This is a genomic window from Oxalobacteraceae sp. CFBP 8761, assembly GCA_014841595.1.
Classification (GTDB): domain Bacteria; phylum Pseudomonadota; class Gammaproteobacteria; order Burkholderiales; family Burkholderiaceae_D; genus Telluria.
Map to the genome: position 1 here is coordinate 1961227 of JACYUE010000001.1, position 18872 is coordinate 1980098.

An 18872-nucleotide genomic window follows, 5' to 3' on the forward strand; every position below is an offset into this window, starting at 1 on the left:
GTTTCGGCCTGCTACGTTATCGACACGGGCGGGCAGCGTGACCACGCGATCCATGCAGCGCATCGCTTCGTTGGCGCCCATGCCGAACCGGGTGCGGGCCGGAACCTCGCTGGCATTGGCGACATCGGCAAACTGGGTTGTCGTGCAGGCCGCACAGGCATTGAGGCTGAGGCTTGGGACGTTTGGCAAGTCCCGTTCGCCGCTTTGTCGCGCTGCAGGTGCCGCGGCCGCTGCACGTTGGCGACCATCGTAGCCAGGCCCCCGAACTGCAGTGAACCTGCCGCGACACTGCCACCAGCCCGGTCTGGATCACGGGCTTCGACTGGTGGCTCAGGCAGGGCCGGGCAACCGCCTTCAGGCCGAGAGCAACCCCGGCACTCCGACGGCACTACGCCATGACCGCACCAATCTCACGGCGTCGCCGCCGCCCGCGCCTGTGCAATCCACCCATCAAATTCCTTCTGATGGAACTTGATCCACCCCGACACATGGCGCGCAATATCGGCCTGGGAATTCTCACCGCTGCGCATGCGCGCATTCTGCGCATCGATATCGGCAATCGGCAAGCGCATCACTTGGAACAGCTTCACGGCTGCCGGGTTCTTCTCGGCCCAGGCACGGTTCACGACAAAGCGCGTCGTGTTGATGGCAAAGCCGTAGTCGCTGCCATCGGGCAGGCGTGTATCGGGCTTGCCCGGATACGCCGTCTTCGGTGCCTGCAGCCACACGACATCTTTGCCCGGAATCAGCACACCATTGACCCAGTACGGCGTCCAAGCGTAATACAGGATCGGCGAGCCGCGCTTGAAGCGGCCGATGGTATCGGCGATCAGTGCGGAGTAATTACCCTGCACATGCGTAACCGTGCCGCGCAGCTTGAAGCCGTCCATCTGCTGCTCGATCATCGCTTCGCAGCCCCAGCCCGGATTGCAACCGGCCATGTCCGCCTTGCCATCGCCGTCGTTGTCAAACAGCTTGGCCAGGCGCGGTTCGCGCAGTTGGCCGATATTGGTGATGCCGTACTTGTCGGCGGTGACCTTGTCGATCAGGTAGCCCTGGGCGGCCGGCCCGGCGTACTCGCCCATGCGCAGCAGTTTGGCATCGCCGCCGGCGTTGTCATAGAAATCCTTGTGCAAGGGATCCCAGTGCACCGCCAGGAATGTGGCATCGCCGTTGGCAATGGCGATGTGGGCCGTGGGGTATTCCACTTCCTTGATGGGTTGCGGTGCGTAACCCAGCGCTGCCAGAGCACGGTCGACCAGCATGGTCTGGAACGTCTCTTCGGCCACCGGGCTTTGCAGCGCTTGCACCTTGATCCCTTTGCCGGGAAGGCTGTCTGCCGGCGTTTGCGCCATGGCCAGGTGGGTAGTGAGCGCCAGTGCGCCAAGCGCGATGGTGGCGATCCAGCGAAACATGCGTCGTGACTGGTGTTTGATTGTGAATTTTTTCATGCGATGCATTCGTGTTCCTTTTTATGATTGTGGCTTGCCGCGCGTCAGGCGCAGGATGAGGCCGGCCGGGCCAGTCTGGTACCAGTGGCGTACGCCACGCCGCGGCTGTCCCATCGATTGCGTCAAGCGGTCCAGCGTGATTGCCAGCAGCACGATGCCCAGGCCACCCACGGTTGCGAGACCCATGTCCAGGCGGCCGATGCCGCGCAAGACCATCTGGCCAAGGCCGCCGACGGCGATCATCGAAGCGATCACGACCATCGACAGCGACAGCATCAGCGACTGGTTGATGCCGGCCATGATCGATGGCATCGCCAGCGGAAACTGGACGCGGCTCAGCAACTGCCACGGCGAGGCGCCGTAGGCGCGCGCTGCCTCAATCAGGTCGGGCCGCACCTGGCGAATGCCGAGATTGGTCAGGCGCACCAGCGGCGGCAGCGCAAAGATGATCGTCACGATCACGCCTGGCGCATTACCGATACCGAACAGCATCACCACCGGCACCAGATAGACAAAGGCCGGCGTCGTCTGCATGGCGTCGAGCAATGGGCGCAGGAGGTTCTGGGCACGATCGCTGCTGGCCAGGAAAATCCCCAGCGGCAAGCCGATCACCATGCAGAACGCGAGCGACGTCAGCACCAGCGACAGCGTGATCATGGCGTCGGACCAGATGCCCAGCACCGATACGATCAGCAGCGCCACCACGGTGCCGATGGCGAGCGTGCGGGTGGTGAATTGCCAGGCCAGCACGCCGATGACGGCGATCACCGCGAGCGCTGGCGCAGCCAGCAGCAGCGCGCTGACGGCGTCGAGCGTGGCATCGATGGGAGCGCGCACGATCTTGAAGAATGGGCGGAAGTGTTCAACCACCCAGCCCAGCGCGTCATTGATCCCGGACTGGAGCGACAGCGAGCCGTTCAGCAGGTCGGACAGCCCGAGGCTAGCCTGATCGGGCGATGCGGATGGCGCGGCGTCGAGCCAGGAGGTATCGCGCGGCGGCGTCGGCAGCCATGGATTGATCTGCTCAGCTTGTGGGGTGACCGGTTGGGTCGCGGTCGCGATAGCGGTGCCGGAATTCATGCTTGTCCTTTCGGGTGGTTTGGTGCGGCGATGGGCGGCGTATCGCGGTCGAGGAACTTCAGCAGGGTGGTCTTGCTGATGGCGCCGCGGTATTTGCCATCGTTCGTCACCACAGGCACGCCATACGGCATCTGTGCGACCTGGCCGAACAGGCCGGCGACCGGCTCATCGGCATCGATGGTGGTGACATCGGGCAGGTAGGCATGCGCCAGGCCCAGCGGGCCGACGTGGCCGTCGAGCGCGCTGCGCAGCGAGTCGGCCGAGACCACGCCCAGGAATTTTTGCTGCGGGTCGACGACGTAGGCATAGGCCCGATCCTGTTCTTCGAGCATCGACAGCGCTGCGCGCGAGCCGCGCGCGGGCGACTCCGACACCACGATCTGGCTTTTACGGGCGATATCGCCGGCCTTGAACACGGCCGCGGCATCGACGCCGCGCACGAAGTTGCGCACGTAGTCGTTGGCAGGCTGGCGCAGGATGTCTTCGGGCGTGCCCACTTGCACGACATGGCCGTCCTTCATGATCGCGACCCGGTCGCCGATGCGCATGGCTTCGTCGAGATCGTGCGAGATGAATACGATGGTGCGGCGCTTGATCTGCTGCAGGCGCAGCAGCTCCGATTGCATCTCGGTGCGCATGATCGGATCGAGCGCCGAAAACGCTTCGTCCATCAGCAGGATGGCGGGATCGCATGCCAGCGCGCGGGCCAGGCCCACACGCTGCTGCATGCCACCGGACAATTCGTCGGGATAGCTGGCGCCATACCCGGCCAGGCCCACCTGGTCCAGTGCCTGCAACGCCAGCGCATGGCGCTCGGCCTTCGGCGTACCGGCCAGCTCCATGCCGAATGCGGTGTTGTCGAGCACGGTAAGTTGCGGCAGCAGCGCGAACGACTGGAACACCATGCTGATATCCTTGCGGCGCAGCGCGCGCAACTGGGCATCGGGCAGGGTATTGATGTCATTGCCGTCGATCAGGATGCGCCCGGCGGTTGGCTCGATCAGGCGGTTGAGCATCCGCACCATGGTCGATTTGCCCGACCCGGACAAGCCCATGATGACGAAAATTTCGCCGGCTTCAATCGTGAAGCTGGCGTCGAACACGCCGATGGTGCAGGCGGTCTGGGCCAGGATGTCCTGCTTGGTGGCGCCCTGGCGAACCAGGTCCAGGGCGGCTTCCGGCTGATCGCCGAAGACTTTGAAGACCTGGTCGATGATGATTTGTTTTGCCACGGTGTGGTTCTCCCTCGATCTGTCGAATGAAATGAAATCGCCGCAGGCAACGAGGCCCGCGGCGGAGATCGCGACATGGTGGTGATGCAGACAGCGGTGCCTGGCCTGTCGACGCGGCGACAATGCCAAAGGCGTGGCGGCGCTCGCGACATGCGCAGTGCGTGCCGGATGCTGTGTGCGTGTTAGTGACGCTGAGTAGCGTTCAACCGCGATGCGGCGAACGTTGCTTGATGCGGGCGGTTGGCCCAGGGTTCGGTCCCCATGCACGGCATGGAAAGCGATCGATAGCAGGTGTGCTACCGGAGGTTTTGTTGTAAAAGGGCCGCAATTATAACAGCAATGATGTCAAAGGACAATTGCTTTTTGCGGTGAAACATGGTTGCTGCAGCAGTACCAAGCCGGGTCACAAGCCGGAGTCACAAGCCGGGGTCACAAGCCGGGGTCAGGTCTGACATTCGGACACGGCCCCGGCTGTGAACATAAGCGCGCTGCCGATCTCGTTCCCTTCGAACGACAAATCGAACTGGCGCGACAACGTGACTTTAAACTACCAACCGCCGTAAATCGCCACCAGCACGATAAAAATAACCACCGAACCAACCGCAAATCCGCGATCAACCCGGAACATCGACCGGTCGATCACCATGCGCTTGTTGCTGCCGTCGCGCTGCGCCGTAGTGCTCAACAAAACCATGCCAATGACCACCATGACAAACACAATCAGCATCCGATCAAGAAACGGGATTTCGTAACTACCAGCGCCGTTATTGACCGCAAAACCGATCGGCGCCAGAAACCCCAGATCCATCATCATTGGCAAGAACTTGAGAAACACCGAGAACACCAGCCCGCCAATTGTGGCAAACATGGCCGCCGCAGCGGTGGTCTTGCGCCAGTAAAAGCCCAGCAAAAACATCGCCAGGATGCCGGGTGACACGAACCCGGTGTATTCCTGGATGTACTGGAAGCCGCCTTTTTTGTCGATCCCCAGCAAGGGTGCGAGCAGCACGGCAATGGCCATCGCCGCCACCACCGAGATCCGGCCGATCCAGACCATGCGCTGCTCGCTGGCCGCGCGGTTGACATGCTTGTTGTAGACGTCGAGCGTGAAGATCGTCGCGACGCTGTTGGCCTTGCCGGCCAGCGACGCGACGACCGCTGCAACAAGGGCGGCGAACGCCAGCCCCTTGAGCCCGGCCGGCAGCAGGGCCAGCAGGGTAGGGTAGGCGCGGTCCGGATTGAGTTCGCCACCCGGCCGCATGGCGTCGCCAAGCGTGCCGGATTTGTCGAGCGCATAGGCCGCAATGCCGGGCAAGACCACGATCACCGGCATCAGCAGCTTGAGGAAGGCGGCGAACAGCAGGCCCTTGCGCGCCGTGTGCAGGTTGGCGCCCAGCGCGCGCTGGACGATGTACTGGTTGCAGCCCCAGTAGTTGAGGTTCACGATCAGCATGCCACCGATGATGGTCGACATGCCGGGCAGATCCATGTAGTTCGGATCGTCGCGCGTGAGCACCATATTGAAATGCTCGCCGGCGCGCAGATACAGTTCGCTCAGACCACGCACCGCACCCTGACCACCGGCCAGTGCCGCCACCAGGTCGAGTGCAATCCAGGTGGTAACGAGCCCGCCAATGACCAGGCACAGCACCTGGATCACATCGGTATAGCCGATCACCTTCATGCCGCCCAGCGTGATCACGGTGGCGAACACGGCCAGGAACAGCATACAGGCCAGTACATTCAGCCCCGCGATGCTGCTGATCGCCAGCGCGCCAAGGTACAGGATGGCGGTAAGGTTGACCACCACATACAGGCCAAGCCAGAACACGGCCATCGTTGCCGCCACCGCCGGTCCATAGCGCTGCTCGAGAAATTGGGGCATCGTATAGATGCGGTTCTTCAGGTAGATCGGCATGAAGAACACGGCAACGATGACCAGGGTCGCCGCAGCCATCAGCTCATACACCGCGATCGCCATGCCGATGCGAAAGCCCGCTCCGCTCATGCCGATGAACTGTTCGGCCGAGATGTTCGATGCGATCAGCGAGGCGCCGATGGCCCACCACGTGAGCGAGCCTTCGGCCAGGAAGAAGTCGTGGGTGGCCTTGCCGGACGAGCGTTTCTTGCTCCAGTAGATCCAGATGCCGTAGGCCGAAATGGCCACGAAGTAGATGAGGAAGACGAGGGTATCGAGGCTGGTGAATGAGGTCATGACGTTGTCGTGTCCCGGCACTCAGATGCGGTCGCTGCCCGACGTTCGCGAACCCGGCGCAGCGGCACCGGCCTGCGTCAGCTGCACGTCGCCCCAGGTCGTCACGACAGGCACCGCGTTGCCGGTCCTGGCATCCCGCACCACCAGTTCAATGACCTTCACGCCGCGCACATTGGCCGTCAATGCCTGAGCCTTCGATCCGAACCGCGCCGGCGCACTTTCAGCCAGCAGTTTTCCATCGCCATACACGTAAAAGCGCACCAGCTCGGCCGTGTTTTCAGTCGAATCATCCACGCCAACCGAGGCGGTCAAGCGCGCGTAGCCGGCATCGTTCTTCACCTGAAGGCGCGAATTCGACAGCACGCCAAGTCCCGACGTAAACACCTGGCCGGCTACCTGCAGGCTCTGGCCAAACGGCGTTGCATCCGGCTGCGCGCCGCCCCAGCCCGCGTACTGGGGCCGCGAGCCACCGGAGCGGGTGCTCGACCACGGATCGATCATGCGGTGCACGGTCGGATCGAGTTGCGGCTGGCGCGTCCCGTCGACGGCAACGTTGATCGATCCCGGGATCTCCGACAGATACACACCGTTGTCCAGCTGGCGCTTGCCTTGCGCTTCAAACACGAGCGTCTCGTGCGGCGCGAGCGTAAAGGCCTTCTCGCCGGTAAAGGTGAGGGTTTCCTTGGTCCACAGGTTGCGCAGGGTGACCGGTGCGCCATCCGCCAGTTTCAGGTGCATCGCCAGCAGCGTCACCGGTGCGGGCGCCGCGCCGCGGTTGAACAGCGCCACTGCCTTGCGCTGCCCGTCACCCAGTGTCTTGACGATGATCTGCGCATCGTCGGAATCGTAGGCGACGATGCCCTGGTGGCCGGCCTTGTCCTGGTTCAGGCGAATAACGTCCGCATTGCCCAGGACGGCGAGCAGCGACGCCGGACCATGCTGCAAGTCATAGCTGATCAGCAGCGGCGCGTTGATCATCGCCCACAGCGAAAAATGCGAGCGCACTTCGACCGGATTGTTGGCATCGAATTCGCCATGGCCGATGTGCAGGATATCGGGATCGTTCCAGTGGCCGGGGCCGGCGTACAGCGCGCGCTTGGCCGCGCTGTCGAAGTTGTGCAGCATGCTGGTCCAGCTTGGCGTGATGTCGGCGCTGGTGCGCCACAGGTTGCCGACATCCTTGCCCCAGCTGCGCACGTTGGCCATGCCCCAGGCGCAGATCGACATCACATAATCACCCAGCGGGCGCGCGGCCTTGATGGCCGCCGCAACGGTCTCGTAGCGGGCGCGCACGGCGCCGATCTCCGTGCGGTTGATCGACCCGCGTTCGATGAGCGGCGCCATGCCGCGGTAGCTCTGCTTCTTGACCAGGTCCGAGCCCGGGATGAAATCGGCCAGACCGCAGGCGTCGATCTTCAGGTAGTCGAAGCCCCATTCCTTGAAGTACAGATTGATGTCCTGCGTGACGTGGCCGTCCAGGCCCACTTCGCGTTCCGCTGTCGTGCCCTGTGGCAGGTTGGGCGAATGCAGATCGTAGGCTTGCGAACATGCATTGCGGCCCACGTCCGTGTAGATGCCCGCCTTGAAGCCCATCGCGTGCAGTTTGTCGGTGAACGGCTTGAAGCTGGTGCCGTCCGGCCCACCGGTGGCGGCAGACGGGAAGATGCCGGTGCGAATCTGCAGGCGGCCATCGCTGGCGCGGCGCTTCATCCACCAGCCATCGTCGAGGATGACATGGTTGTAGCCGAGCTTTGCCAGACCGCTGTCGGCAAGCACCTTCGCCGCGCCCATGACCTTGCCTTCGTCGACTTCCGTGCGGAACGCGTTCCAGCTGTTCCAGCCCATCGGGGGCGTGCTGGCGCTGCCGCTCGTGTTGCCTTCCCAGCGGCCTGCCGGGGCCAGGGGATCATCCAAAGATTTTGCATGAACCTGCGTCACCGACAAGGCCAGGGCAGCAGCCAGGCTGCCGCAGACAACGGTCCAGGGTTTGGGTTCACGTGCTTCAGTCCAGCGATGGTTCATGCAAATCTCCTGACGATGAATTTGTCTGCGGGCGGGAAAGGGTCGGACGGCGCATGCGTCCGTCGTCCTGATGGTAATCGAAAGTATTCGAAAATAAAAGGCGCGATTTTGTCGGCGAAAACACGCGAAAGCGAAAATATTTGGAAAGACTTTGCTTTTCGTTTGGCACTTCTTTACTATCGCATGGGTAGCAACGAAAACGTTTGAAACTAACGCACCTGGCGGAGAGGATTCGGATGAAAAGCACAACGAGCGATGGCGTCGAGTACGGCACAAATTGGATGACAGCATGGGTGGCCCTGTGAATCCAGTAGATACCCTGGAAAAGACGACGTTGCCTGCGCAAGCTCCCGCCAGTGCTGCCAAGCCGCGCTGGCTCGGCTACGCGCTGGCGACGGCGCTGCTGTGGGGCGTATGGGGCGCGTTCGCAGGCCTGCCCACCCAGAACGGTTTTCCCGAAACGCTCGTGTATGTGGTGTGGGCGCTGACGATGGTCCCGCCGGCGCTGTTCGTGCTGGCGCGCTCCGGCTGGCGCGTGCGCCGCGACCGCACTGCCGTGGGCTACGGGCTGGCCATTGGCCTGTTGGGCGCGGGTGGCCAGATGGTGCTGTTCTATGCAGTCAAAGCCGGCCCGGCTTACCTGATTTTCCCGCTGATTTCGCTTTCTCCCGTCATCACGATCGTGCTCTCGCTGCTGTTCCTGCATGAGCGTACGGGCCGCATGGGCGTGCTCGGCATCGTGCTGGCCGTATGCGCGCTGCCGCTGTTTGACTTCAACCCGGGCGGCGCACCGCAGCAGTACGGTCTGTGGTTCGTGCTGGCCATCGGGGTGCTGGTCGCATGGGGCCTGCAGGCGTACTTCATCAAGCTGGCCAATACGCGGATGGATGCCGAAAGCATTTTCTTCTACATGACCGCCAGTGCGCTGCTGTGCATTCCGGTGGCGCTGGCGATGACCGATTTCTCGCAGCCGATCAATTACGGGCCATCCGGGCCGCTGCTGGCCGCCGCCACCCAGGTGCTCAATGCCATCGGTGCGCTGACGCTCGTGTACGCCTTCCGGCATGGCAAGGCGCTGACGGTGTCGCCACTGGTCAATGCCGGCGCGCCGCTGTTGACAACCGTGATCGCGATGGCGCTGGCCGGCGCCGTACCGGGCGGCTACCGCCTGGCCGGCATCGGCCTGGCGCTGGCGGCCGCGCTGTTTCTTGCGCTGCAGGCGGACGACGTCGCGCCTGCCGAATCAACCGAAGGAGCCTGACAAATGGACTACATGTTGAATCTGGTGCGCCGGCACAAGGCCGGCGAAGCGGTCGGGATCCACGCGGTGTGCTCGGCGCATCCGATCGTGCTCGAGGCGGCGATGGAAGTAACGCTCGCGGCCGGGCCGGCGCAGCCGGTGCTGATCGAAGCGACGTCGAATCAGGTGAACCAGGATGGCGGCTACACCGGCATGACCCCAAGCGCATTTCGCGATTTCGTCTACGCCATCGCCGACCGCGTCGGCCTGGCGCGCGAGCGGGTGCTGCTGGGTGGCGACCACCTGGGCCCCAATGCCTGGCAAGGCGAGCACGCGGATGCCGCCATGGCGAAGGCCGAGGTGCTGATCGAACAGTATGTCACGGCGGGGTTTCGCAAGATCCACCTGGATTGCTCGATGTCGTGCGCCGGCGACCCGGTGCCGCTGCAGGATGAGGTCGTGGCTGCGCGGGCTGCGCGGCTGTGCGCCGTTGCCGAGCGGGCCTGGCAGGCGGCTGGCGGTGAGGCGCCCGTGTATGTGGTGGGCACCGAAGTGCCGGTGCCGGGTGGCGCGCATGAAGACCTGGCGGAGCTGAGCGTCACGACACCCGCCGCGGCGACGCAGACCATCGCGGCGCACCGCGCCGCATTTGCTGCTGCCGGACTGGATGGGGCGTGGCCACGCGTGGTCGGCCTGGTGGTGCAGCCGGGCGTCGAATTCGACCACCACAAGGTGATCGACTTCCGGCCCGAGCGCGCCGTGGAGCTCGGCCGCATGATCGAAGACGTGCCCACGCTGGTCTATGAAGCCCATTCGACCGACTACCAGACGGCGGCCAACCTGGCGGCGCTCGTCGCCGGCCATTTTGCGATCCTCAAGGTGGGCCCGGGCGCGACGTTCGCGCTGCGTGAAACGCTGTGGGCGCTGGCCGATATCGAGGCCGCGATGGCGGGTGACAGCGAGGGTTCCGGGTTCAAGGACACGGTGCTGGAGGTGATGCGTGCCGAGCCGGCGCAGTGGCAAAAGTATTACGACAATGAGCCGCGCCGCGCCCGCTTCGACCAGCAATACAGCCTGAGTGACCGGATCCGCTACTACTGGCCGCATCCTGCCATCCAGGCCGCGCAGGCGCGCCTGCTGGCCAGTCTGGAGCGTACTCCGCCGCCGCTCACCCTGCTGAGCCAGTACCTGCCGTTTCAATACGACGCCGTGCGTGAAGGGCGGCTATGCAACCAGCCCGTCGATCTGCTCAAAGAGGGCGTGGCCAGGGTGCTGCGCCAATACATGGCCGCCTGCATGGCAGGGGCCGCAACGAAGGAGTTGGAAGCATGTTAGTAGCAGACAAGAATATTCTGGGCATTGATGCGGAGCGGCTCGATGCCGCCGGCGCCGGCGCTACCGCGCGCGAAATCGCGCAGCAACCGGCCGTCTGGCCCGAGATCGAGGCACTGGTCGCCCATCAGCGCAGCGCGCTCGACGCGTTCCTGGGGCCCTTGCTCGCGAAGCCCGACCTGCGCATCGTGCTGACGGGCGCCGGCACCTCGGCGTTCATCGGCGAATGCCTCGCGCCGGCGTTGCTGGGCGGCGGCTGGCGCGTGGAAGCCGTGCCCACCACCGACCTGGTGTCGGGTCCACGCCAGTTCCTGCAGCCGAAGGTGCCGACGCTGCTCGTGTCGTTCGGCCGCTCGGGCAACAGCCCGGAAAGCGTGGCCGCAGTCGATCTGGCCGACGGGGTCGTGGACGAGATCTACCACCTGGTCATCACCTGCAATGCCGACGGCGCCTTGTGCCGGATGGCGCAGGGCCGCGCCAATGCGCATGCGATCCTGCTGCCGGACGCCACGCACGACCGCGGGTTCGCCATGACCACCAGCTTCACCTCGATGCTGCTGGCTGCGGCGGGTGCGTTCGGCGTGCTGGCGCCGGGCGCCACCGCCGGGCCATCGGCGGCGGCCGCGCAGGTGCTGGCGTCAATGCTGCCGCTGCTGGACGGGTTGGTGGCGCAGAAATTTAGCCGCGTGGTCTACCTTGGCAGCAATGCGCTGCGCGGGCTGGCCCGTGAAGCCTCGCTCAAGCTGCTGGAACTGACCGATGGCCAGGTCGTCGCGTTGTTCGACTCGCCGCTGGGCTTTCGCCATGGGCCGAAGACGGTCGTCAATGCCGACACGCTGGTCGTCGTGCTGTTGTCGAACGATCCCCGTGCCCGCCGTTATGACCTCGACCTGCTGCGCGAGCTGCGCAGTGATGGCCGGGCCGGCCGCGTGCTGGCGCTGAGCGGCCGCGATGAACCGGCGCTGGGTGACGCCTGCATCACGCTGGACGCGGTCGGGCAGGCACCGGATCTGGCGCTGGCGCTGCCCTACATCGTGTTCTGCCAGGCCTTCGCGCTGCTGCAGTCGCTGGCACTGGGCTTGCGTCCGGATACCCCGAGCGTGTCGGGCACCGTCAATCGCGTGGTGCAGGGCGTTACCATCTACCCACTGGCGGAGGACAGCGATGTTTCTCGGGGTTGACGGCGGCGGCACCAAGACGGCGTTCGCGCTGATCGACCGGCAAGGGCAGGTCCTGGCGCGCAATGAACAGAGCAGCGCGTACTACCTCGAAGTCGGCATGGAAGGTGCGGCTGACGTTCTGGCGCGCGGCTGCGCCGCGTTGTTCGCGGCCGCCGGCGTGACCGCGAACGACGTCGCGTTCGCGTTCTTCGGCTTGCCCGCGTATGGCGAAGACCGCGCCGTGCAGGCGCAACTCGATGCGCTGCCGCGCACCGTGCTGGGCCACGGGCGCTACCTGTGCGACAACGACATGGTGTGCAGCTGGGCCGGCTCGCTGGCCTGTGCCGACGGCATCAGCGTCATCGCGGGCACTGGCTCGATGGCCTATGGGCGCATCGGCGGGCAGGGCGCGCGTGCCGGCGGCTGGGGTGAATTGTTCAGTGACGAGGGCTCGGCCCACTGGATCGCGCGGGCCGGGCTCGCGCTGTTCTCGCGCATGAGCGATGGCCGCGCGCCACGCGGGCCGCTGCATGGGTTGCTGCGCACGCGCCTGGAGCTGCAGGACGACCTCGACCTGTGTCAGGTCGTCTATGGCGACCTCAAAGGGGAGCGCAGCAAGGTGGCCGCGCTGTCGCGCCTCGTGTCCGAAGCGGCGGCGCTGGGCGATGCGCAGGCAGCAGCGATCATCGAGTCGGCGGCGCTGGAGGTGGCTGCACTGGTCGATGCGGTGCGGGGCCAGCTTGGCGTCGATTCAGGCACCGAGGTCACGGTCTCGTATTCGGGCGGCCTGTTCGGTGTGGACGGCCCGCTGCGCGCGCCGTTTGCCCGCATGCTCGCGGCCAGCAGCGCTGGCGCCTATCGCCTGATGGCGCCGCGCCTGCCGCCCGTGCTCGGTGCGGCCGTGTATGCGGCGCACCAGGTCGGCATACCGCTGAACCCGGCAGCGCTCGACCGCCTGGCAGGCACGCAATGATGCGCCGGCAAGCACATGGCGTGCCGGTCGTGCGCCAATCTGGTAAGCTGTTTTTTTATTAAATCTGCGTATCCAATCATGGGTCAAACCGGTCAGCGCCGCGACACCATTCTTAAAGCTCTTACCGAACAAGCCTCGGTCCAGGTCAGCGAACTCGTCAAGCAACTCAACGTCTCGGCCGTCACGATCCGCAGCGATCTGAGTGCGCTCGAGGCGCAGGGCCTGGCCATCCGCAGCCACGGCGGCGCCACGCTGGCACGCATGCCGCCGACCGAACACACGGTGTCGCAAAAAGACGCACTGAATCACGAGCAGAAAGAGCGCATCGGCGCGCTGGCTGCGCGCCTGGTCAAGCCGGGCGAGAACATCATCATCGATTCGGGCACCACGACGCTGTCGCTGGCGCGCCACCTGCGCGACGTGCAGAACGTGACGGTGCTGACCAATGGCCTGAATATCGCGTGGGAGCTGGTCAACGCGGCCGGTGTCGACCTCATTCTGACGGGCGGCCTGCTGCGCAAGCAGGCGCTGTCGATCCAGGGCTTGCAGGCCGAAGCCTGCCTGCAGGCCTACAGTTTCGACAAGCTGTTCCTGGGCGTCGATGGGCTCGACCTGCAGTTCGGCGTGACGACCCACCACGAGGCGGAAGCGAGCCTGAATCACAAGATGGTCGAGCGCGCCAGGAAGGTCATCGTGCTCGCCGATTCCTCCAAGTTCGGCTTCATCAGCCTGCACCGTATCGTGCAGCTCGACCGCGTTCACACCGTCATCACCGACGGCGATATCAGTCCGCAATACCGGGATGGCCTGCGCGAGGCGGGCATTGAACTCCTGATCGCCGAGTAAGCCGGCCACGCGCGCACGGCGTGGCACCACGTCAGAGAATATGCAGCGTCGTCCCGGTACGAAACGCACCCAGCGGTGCATCCCATCCCTGCGCTTTGGCGGCATCGTCGGCGTTGGCAGGCCGCACGTTGTAGCGCACGTCGTCGGCCAGCGACGCTGCGCCATCCGGCAAGGCCAACAGCATGTCCCAGGCGCCAGTGGGCGTGCCGCCCGGGATCGCAACCCTTGCGGTTGCGGTGCTGGTCTGCCCCGGCAGCCAGGCGCGCGGGTCGATCGATGCCGCGGACAGCCGCACGACCCGGCCAGTAGCGCGATGCCGGAGCAGCATCTGCACACCACGCGGGTTGAAGGCGCGGGCCCAGCCGCTGTTGCGCACGGTCAGCACCAGTTCACCCGACTGGCCAGCCACGATGTGCGGGCTGTGTCGCAACGTCACCAGCTCGAACCGGTAGCCCATGCTGCGCTTGACCTGCGCCAGACAACCCTGCGCCTGCCAGCGCTTGTGAAACAGGTCGCGATAATAACTGTCGTTCAGGTACGTCAGGCCGAAGCGCCGGCCTTCGCGCAGGATGCCCTCGCAGTTCGTGCGTGGCGTCGGTTTGACTGCATCGGCCGGATTGCAGGTTTCGGCGCCGAATGGCGCTGTCGTCGACAGCGCGGCCACGTAGGCGCGCTCGCGCTGCCGGGTCGCTGCATTCTCACTGTAGGTGCCGACATCCGTGTTGGATGCCAGGAAGCAGTCGTTGTGCACGCCGATGCGTGCCACAGCCGAACCGTCGCGCCAGCGCGGCGCCTTTGGCGCCCATGCCATCAGATAAGGTGGATAGCGCACTTGCAGGAAGCGGTCCGGCGGCAGCGCGGCCAGCAGCGCAGCGCGGATCTGCGTGCGCCGCGCCGGCAGGGTCAGGTCGTGCGACGAGGTATGCCATTCGCCCCAGGCCCCGATAAAGCCAGCCTGCAGATACGCGATGACATCCGCGTTCGCCGCCAGGACCGGCTTGAGCTGCCCGATATGTTCCAGCACGCGCTCGAGCGGCGCATCCTGCGCCGCCCGGTAAGCGGTTTCGCCTGCCGGGAAGTTGTACATGAAACGCGGGATGACTTTCAGGCCGGCGCGGCGTGCAACCGCAAACCCTTTCGTCACGTCGGCAAGCAGCGTCGCGGGCAGCGCGTGGCCCGCATGCGCGTCCAGCCGCACCGGCGCGTAGACGATCCGGTAGCCGGCCGCAAACTGTGCATCGGCTTGTGCCTGCGTCCACGCCGCCAGGTTGTCGGCCGCCCAGACGTACATGCCACGCTCGGGGTTGGCGATCTCGTCGATCGACGCCTGGAACGTTGTTTCGACGGGACTGCCTGAGGGGCGGTCTGCCGACTGCCCGGCATGGGCATGCGCCGACAGCATGACGAGCAGGGCGAGGGGACGCAGGCGCTGCAGCATCATGCGCCGATCAGCAACCGGCCGAACGCGCCTGGCACGTGGAAGTCGGGCGCCGCAGTGCGGGTCGGACTCCACGCCGAATGCACGCGGTTGTCACCGGCAGCTTCGGGGCCTTCGACGCGGAACAGGTTCAGGCGCCAGCCGTCTCCACCCTGCATTGGTATGGCCAGCTCGGCTGTCCAGACCTTGTTGCCCGCATCGACATGCGCCCTGGCGCGGCTGCCGCCATCGATGCGCCGCTTGCCCGACACCTCGATCGCGATTTCCTGCAGCAGTCCGTTGGGCGCAACCTGCACCTCGCGATAGCTTTTCAGTCCGGCGCGATCCGGCGCCTGCAGGAACACCTCGACGACATCGCGCTCCCACAATGGCCAGATGGCGCTTGCCGAACCGGCCTGGTCGAAAGTGGTGAGCGTCTCGTACTTGCAGATGAAGCGCAGGTACAGGTGGCCCGCGCCCCGCAGCAGCTGGACACGGGTCGACTGTGGGCCGGCGAGCGGCTTGCCTTGCCAGTCGTGGCGGAAGAAGGTCGTGGGCGCATCGGCCCATTGCGATGCGTGCGGGAAGCCGTCCGTGCCCACGGCCGGGACCCTGCTGGCAAACGCCACAGGCAGCAGATCGGGAACGTCTGGCCGCGCTTCGATCAGCAGGCTGTGGGTGAAGCGCAGCGGCAGCGTTGGCTTGTCGGCCGACACCTTGCCCAATACGCTGCCGCTGAGCGAGTCGCGGACCGTCCAGGTGCCTGGGCCGAGGCCCCGCAAGGCGACCATGCCATCCCAGCGATCGGCATAGAACGCGTAGTGCAACGCGCCAGCTTGCTCCACGACGTGGGTTTCCGGTTTGTCGAAGCCCAGGTCGTACAGCTCGCCCCGGTAACGGCCTTCGGCCAGGCGCCCCTTGTTGTACAGGTCTACCCACTGCCGCCAGTGCGCCTCGCGCTCGGGTGTCAGCAGGAACGAGTCCTTGGGTTTCGGGTCCACGGGCCATGTGAACTTGGTGGCGACGACCGCGCCGATGCCGACGCTGGAGGCGAAGTCCTGTCCGCCCGTGCTCAGTTCCACGTGGTCGCCCGCATAGGCGGACCACGGGCCCATCAGTGCCTTGAGTGTCTTGCCCTTGTGGCGCACCTGCCAGCTCGACAGCGGATCGGACGATGGCGCCTGGTCCATGTATGGCATGTTGTGGAAGGCGTAGCTGGTGCCGCACGGGCACACCTCCAGCACCGCTTCCGGATTGGCCGCATGCACCACATCGTGCATGACCTTGTAGAAGTCGGCGACTGCCTCGACCGATTCCTCGGGGCGCTTGTGCTGGTGCTTGGGATTGAAGCACGGCGCGACGCCGTTCAGGTGCTGGCCATCGACCTTGAGGCCGTCGAAGCCCCAGTCCGCAATGATCATGCGCAGCGTCGCGGCCAGGCGCGTCTGCGTCTTTTCGTAGGCAGGGCACAGGTAGAAGCAGTTCCACCAGGTCACGTCCTGGGCCGCGCCGGTCTCGTCGAGCAGCAGCAGGTCGGTATGCTCGTGCAGCTCGTCGCTGCCGGGGGCCACGGCAAGTGGCGCGATCCAGAGCCGCGCCTTCATGCCGCGTGCGTGGATGTCGGCAACCAGCGCCTTCATGTCGTCGCCGCCGCGCGGGAATTTGGCGAGGTCGGGCGTCCAGTCGCCGGTCTTGACCTGCCAGCCGTCGTCCAGCACGGCCCACTTGAAGCCCAGTTCCTGCACCTTGGGCAGCGTGGCGCGCACATAGTCGAGCGAGAAATCGCGTTCATAGCCCCAGGCGCACCACTGCGCATCGTAGGCGCTTTGCGGCGGCTCGGGAGCTGCCAGGCCCTGCGCGGCCATCAGGCGGCGGTAGCGGTCGAGCGGTACGTAGAAGTCGCCACGGTGCACGGCGATGAACGTGGGCGGCGTGGCCAGCGTGGCGCCTGGCGCCAGCGTCTGCGGGACGTCGCCGCGCAGCGCGATGTCGACCGCATTGCCGACCGCCTTGACGGGGAGTGACACCAGCAGCGGCTGTAGCGCCAGGTGGCCGACGGCCAGGCCGACGTCGCGGCGCCAGACATCCGCGACTGGCGTGCCGCCGCCGTAGTCGGATGCGTTCATGCCGAGGAAGTTGCCTTGCTCGAAACCGCGCTTGACGGGTTGGACCCAGTCGCGCCGGTCGGCGTGGCTGGCGCCGGAATAGGTCCAGTAGCCGCCTGCATGGCGCGGCGCGGCGGCCAGGCGGTGCGCGCCATTCACCCAGGCGTCGATCGTCAGCGGTTTGGCGCCGGTATTCACGTACTGCACGTCCAGCAAGGCCACGCCCGGATGCTCGTCGAGCAGCGTCACGGTAACGCGCTTCTCGATGCCCTCCGCAGAGCGGCCGACGAGGTGCAGCGCCTGCCCGGCGCCAAACGGCGTCGTGGCCGGGGCCGGCTCAGCCTTCTGCAACGTGAAGCGGCCGATCGGCTTGCCACCGATGACCAGGTGTTCGCTGGTGTCGAAGCCCGTCAGCGCGGCAGGCTGCTTGCCCAGCAGGCTGACGATGCGGCAACGCAACTGCTCGTCGAACTGCAGCGAGACGGCGGCGTCCTGCACGCGTACATGGCCCTTGCCGGTGACGGAGGCGGAGGCAGGCGCTGCCTGGGCCAGCGGGATCTGCGTGGCCAGCGGCGCCGCGCCGAGCCACCCGAGAAATGCTCGGCGCGCGGTCATGGCTGGCCTTTCCAGGCGTCGGGGAAAGCGCGCTCGGCATTCGTGCGGTAAATTTTGTCCACGACGTCGCGCGGCAGTGCGAGACCCTGGACGGGCTTGTCAAGATCGGCGACCTTGAACGACTCTGCCGTATTGAAGTAGCGCCAGTGCATGCGCCACACGCCTTCGGCCTCGCGACCCAGTGCGGCCCCATCCTGGCCAGGCTCTTGCGCCATGTCGCTGCCGTAGAGGATGCGGTCCTGGTACTTGATGAAGAAGTTGCGCACTTTCTCGCGGTCGCGCTGGCTCTGGTACTGCAGCTGGCCGATGCGCGCCGACGCGTCCACCACCGCGTTGGGGAACCGGTCGAGGAACGCCGCCAGTTCGTCAACATTGCGCTCCAGCGAGGCCAGGTGCACGCCGACGAAGTGCAGCGTCGGATGCGCCGCGACCATGCGGTCGCGCGCGGCCATCTGCGCTTCCCAGCTTGGCATCTCGGGGTGCAGATACATATGGTATTGCGGGTGGTTCTTGAAGTAGGTGCGGTCGTTGTTGACCGTCATGCGTTTTAACGGCAGCCAGCAATTGTGCGGTTCGCCCTGGTGGCCCAGCAACGGGATGCCCTGGCGGGCCAGGTCGTCAAACAGCGGTGCGAAACGCGCATCGTCGATCATCACCAGTTCTTTGTCGGCGCCGCGCAGGCTCATGCCAATGTTCTTCCAGACCTTCACGCCTACGGCGCCGGCTTCCATCGACGCGGCAATGTGGTGGCGGGTGGCCGCGAGCCACGCAGGTTGGGCGGAACCATCGACGGAGAAGCTCGCTGCCCATGCGACGTCCTGCGGGAATTGCTTTTTCAATGCGATGGCGACGCGCTGCTGGTCATCAAGTGGTGGGAAATCAGGGTAGTCGACATTGATCGACAGGATCTTGAAGTTCTGGCGCCGGGCAGCTTCCATGAACGCCGGCGCAGCATTGTGCAGGTGCAGGTGCGCGTCGATCTTGGCTACGCTGGCATAGTCCGCCATCGTGTAGCTGGACCCGTCCGCGGCGTACGCGGAGAAAGGGATGGCCCCGGCGAGCAGGACGGCAATGGAAAAAACAGAAGTGTGCATCAGGATTCCAGTTCTCGGTGTTGCGGGCCGGTGAACTGACAGGCCGGCCCGCGCTGGCGATGGGCTGTGCGGCGCCACGTACCATGGCGC

14 protein-coding genes are annotated in these 18872 nt (G+C 65.4%); 6 read left to right on the forward strand and 8 right to left on the reverse strand.

Features of this window, described 5'->3' with window-relative positions:
* Positions 1–410: 410 nt before the first annotated feature.
* The 5 genes from proX to IFU00_08690 form a co-directional block, all read right to left on the reverse strand.
* On the reverse strand, positions 411–1460 hold the full coding sequence (gene proX, locus IFU00_08670; GenBank protein ID MBD8542352.1) for a glycine betaine/L-proline ABC transporter substrate-binding protein ProX: 1050 nt from the start codon (positions 1458–1460) through the stop codon (positions 411–413).
* 12 nt (positions 1461–1472) lie between these two features.
* Positions 1473–2531, reverse strand: a complete 1059-nt coding sequence (gene proW / locus IFU00_08675) for a glycine betaine/L-proline ABC transporter permease ProW (GenBank protein MBD8542353.1) — start codon at positions 2529–2531, stop codon at positions 1473–1475.
* A complete protein-coding gene (proV, locus tag IFU00_08680) occupies positions 2528–3763 on the reverse strand; it encodes a glycine betaine/L-proline ABC transporter ATP-binding protein ProV (GenBank protein ID MBD8542354.1) in 1236 nt (411 codons plus the stop codon). Before proV ends, proW begins: the two co-directional genes overlap by 4 nt.
* A gap of 547 nt (positions 3764–4310) precedes the next feature.
* On the reverse strand, positions 4311–5978 hold the full coding sequence (locus IFU00_08685) for a sodium/solute symporter (protein MBD8542355.1): 1668 nt from the start codon (positions 5976–5978) through the stop codon (positions 4311–4313).
* 21 nt (positions 5979–5999) lie between these two features.
* Entirely contained in the window at positions 6000–8000 is a 2001-nt protein-coding gene (locus tag IFU00_08690; protein MBD8542356.1) for an NPCBM/NEW2 domain-containing protein, read from the reverse strand.
* Between IFU00_08690 and IFU00_08695 the strand changes: the two genes are divergently transcribed.
* From IFU00_08695 to IFU00_08720, 6 genes are all read left to right on the forward strand, one after another.
* Positions 7902–8207, forward strand: coding sequence for a hypothetical protein (locus IFU00_08695; protein ID MBD8542357.1), 306 nt, complete (start codon positions 7902–7904; stop codon positions 8205–8207). The two genes, IFU00_08690 and IFU00_08695, sit on opposite strands and share 99 nt — an antisense overlap.
* A gap of 82 nt (positions 8208–8289) precedes the next feature.
* Positions 8290–9261 carry a DMT family transporter gene (locus tag IFU00_08700; protein ID MBD8542358.1) on the forward strand — a complete coding sequence of 324 codons (972 nt, stop codon included), beginning with the start codon at positions 8290–8292 and terminating at the stop codon, positions 9259–9261.
* 3 nt (positions 9262–9264) lie between these two features.
* Positions 9265–10575, forward strand: coding sequence for a D-tagatose-bisphosphate aldolase, class II, non-catalytic subunit (locus tag IFU00_08705; GenBank protein MBD8542359.1), 1311 nt, complete (start codon positions 9265–9267; stop codon positions 10573–10575).
* On the forward strand, positions 10569–11753 hold the full coding sequence (locus IFU00_08710) for an SIS domain-containing protein (protein ID MBD8542360.1): 1185 nt from the start codon (positions 10569–10571) through the stop codon (positions 11751–11753). The genes IFU00_08705 and IFU00_08710 overlap by 7 nt, the downstream gene beginning before the upstream one ends.
* Complete coding sequence (locus tag IFU00_08715; GenBank protein MBD8542361.1) at positions 11737–12705, forward strand: N-acetylglucosamine kinase; 969 nt, start codon at positions 11737–11739, stop codon at positions 12703–12705. Before IFU00_08710 ends, IFU00_08715 begins: the two co-directional genes overlap by 17 nt.
* Before the next feature lie 78 nt (positions 12706–12783).
* On the forward strand, positions 12784–13551 hold the full coding sequence (locus IFU00_08720; GenBank protein MBD8542362.1) for a DeoR family transcriptional regulator: 768 nt from the start codon (positions 12784–12786) through the stop codon (positions 13549–13551).
* Between the two features lie 31 nt (positions 13552–13582).
* Here IFU00_08720 and IFU00_08725 read toward each other — a convergent pair whose 3' ends face one another.
* The 3 genes from IFU00_08725 to IFU00_08735 are packed head-to-tail and all read right to left on the reverse strand — an operon-like array spanning position 13583 to position 18782.
* Positions 13583–14992 carry a DUF4832 domain-containing protein gene (locus IFU00_08725; GenBank protein ID MBD8542363.1) on the reverse strand — a complete coding sequence of 470 codons (1410 nt, stop codon included), beginning with the start codon at positions 14990–14992 and terminating at the stop codon, positions 13583–13585.
* A complete protein-coding gene (locus IFU00_08730) occupies positions 14989–17688 on the reverse strand; it encodes an alpha-galactosidase (protein MBD8542364.1) in 2700 nt (899 codons plus the stop codon). The genes IFU00_08725 and IFU00_08730 overlap by 4 nt, the downstream gene beginning before the upstream one ends.
* On the reverse strand, positions 17685–18782 hold the full coding sequence (locus tag IFU00_08735; GenBank protein MBD8542365.1) for an amidohydrolase family protein: 1098 nt from the start codon (positions 18780–18782) through the stop codon (positions 17685–17687). Before IFU00_08735 ends, IFU00_08730 begins: the two co-directional genes overlap by 4 nt.
* Between the last annotated feature and the right edge of the window lie 90 nt (positions 18783–18872).

Excerpts from the sequence above, each read along its gene's own strand:
- proX (MBD8542352.1), bottom strand. The coding sequence starts at position 1,460 with ATGCATCGCATGAAAAAATTCACAATCAAACACCAGTCACGACGCATG.
- proW (MBD8542353.1), bottom strand. The coding sequence starts at position 2,531 with ATGAATTCCGGCACCGCTATCGCGACCGCGACCCAACCGGTCACCCCA.
- IFU00_08685 (MBD8542355.1), bottom strand. The coding sequence starts at position 5,978 with ATGACCTCATTCACCAGCCTCGATACCCTCGTCTTCCTCATCTACTTC.
- IFU00_08695 (MBD8542357.1), top strand. The coding sequence starts at position 7,902 with ATGAACCTGCGTCACCGACAAGGCCAGGGCAGCAGCCAGGCTGCCGCA.
- IFU00_08690 (MBD8542356.1), bottom strand. The coding sequence starts at position 8,000 with ATGAACCATCGCTGGACTGAAGCACGTGAACCCAAACCCTGGACCGTT.
- IFU00_08700 (MBD8542358.1), top strand. The coding sequence starts at position 8,290 with ATGGGTGGCCCTGTGAATCCAGTAGATACCCTGGAAAAGACGACGTTG.
- IFU00_08705 (MBD8542359.1), top strand. The coding sequence starts at position 9,265 with ATGGACTACATGTTGAATCTGGTGCGCCGGCACAAGGCCGGCGAAGCG.
- IFU00_08710 (MBD8542360.1), top strand. The coding sequence starts at position 10,569 with ATGTTAGTAGCAGACAAGAATATTCTGGGCATTGATGCGGAGCGGCTC.
- IFU00_08715 (MBD8542361.1), top strand. The coding sequence starts at position 11,737 with ATGTTTCTCGGGGTTGACGGCGGCGGCACCAAGACGGCGTTCGCGCTG.
- IFU00_08720 (MBD8542362.1), top strand. The coding sequence starts at position 12,784 with ATGGGTCAAACCGGTCAGCGCCGCGACACCATTCTTAAAGCTCTTACC.
- IFU00_08725 (MBD8542363.1), bottom strand. The coding sequence starts at position 14,992 with ATGATGCTGCAGCGCCTGCGTCCCCTCGCCCTGCTCGTCATGCTGTCG.
- IFU00_08730 (MBD8542364.1), bottom strand. The coding sequence starts at position 17,688 with ATGACCGCGCGCCGAGCATTTCTCGGGTGGCTCGGCGCGGCGCCGCTG.
- IFU00_08735 (MBD8542365.1), bottom strand. The coding sequence starts at position 18,782 with ATGCACACTTCTGTTTTTTCCATTGCCGTCCTGCTCGCCGGGGCCATC.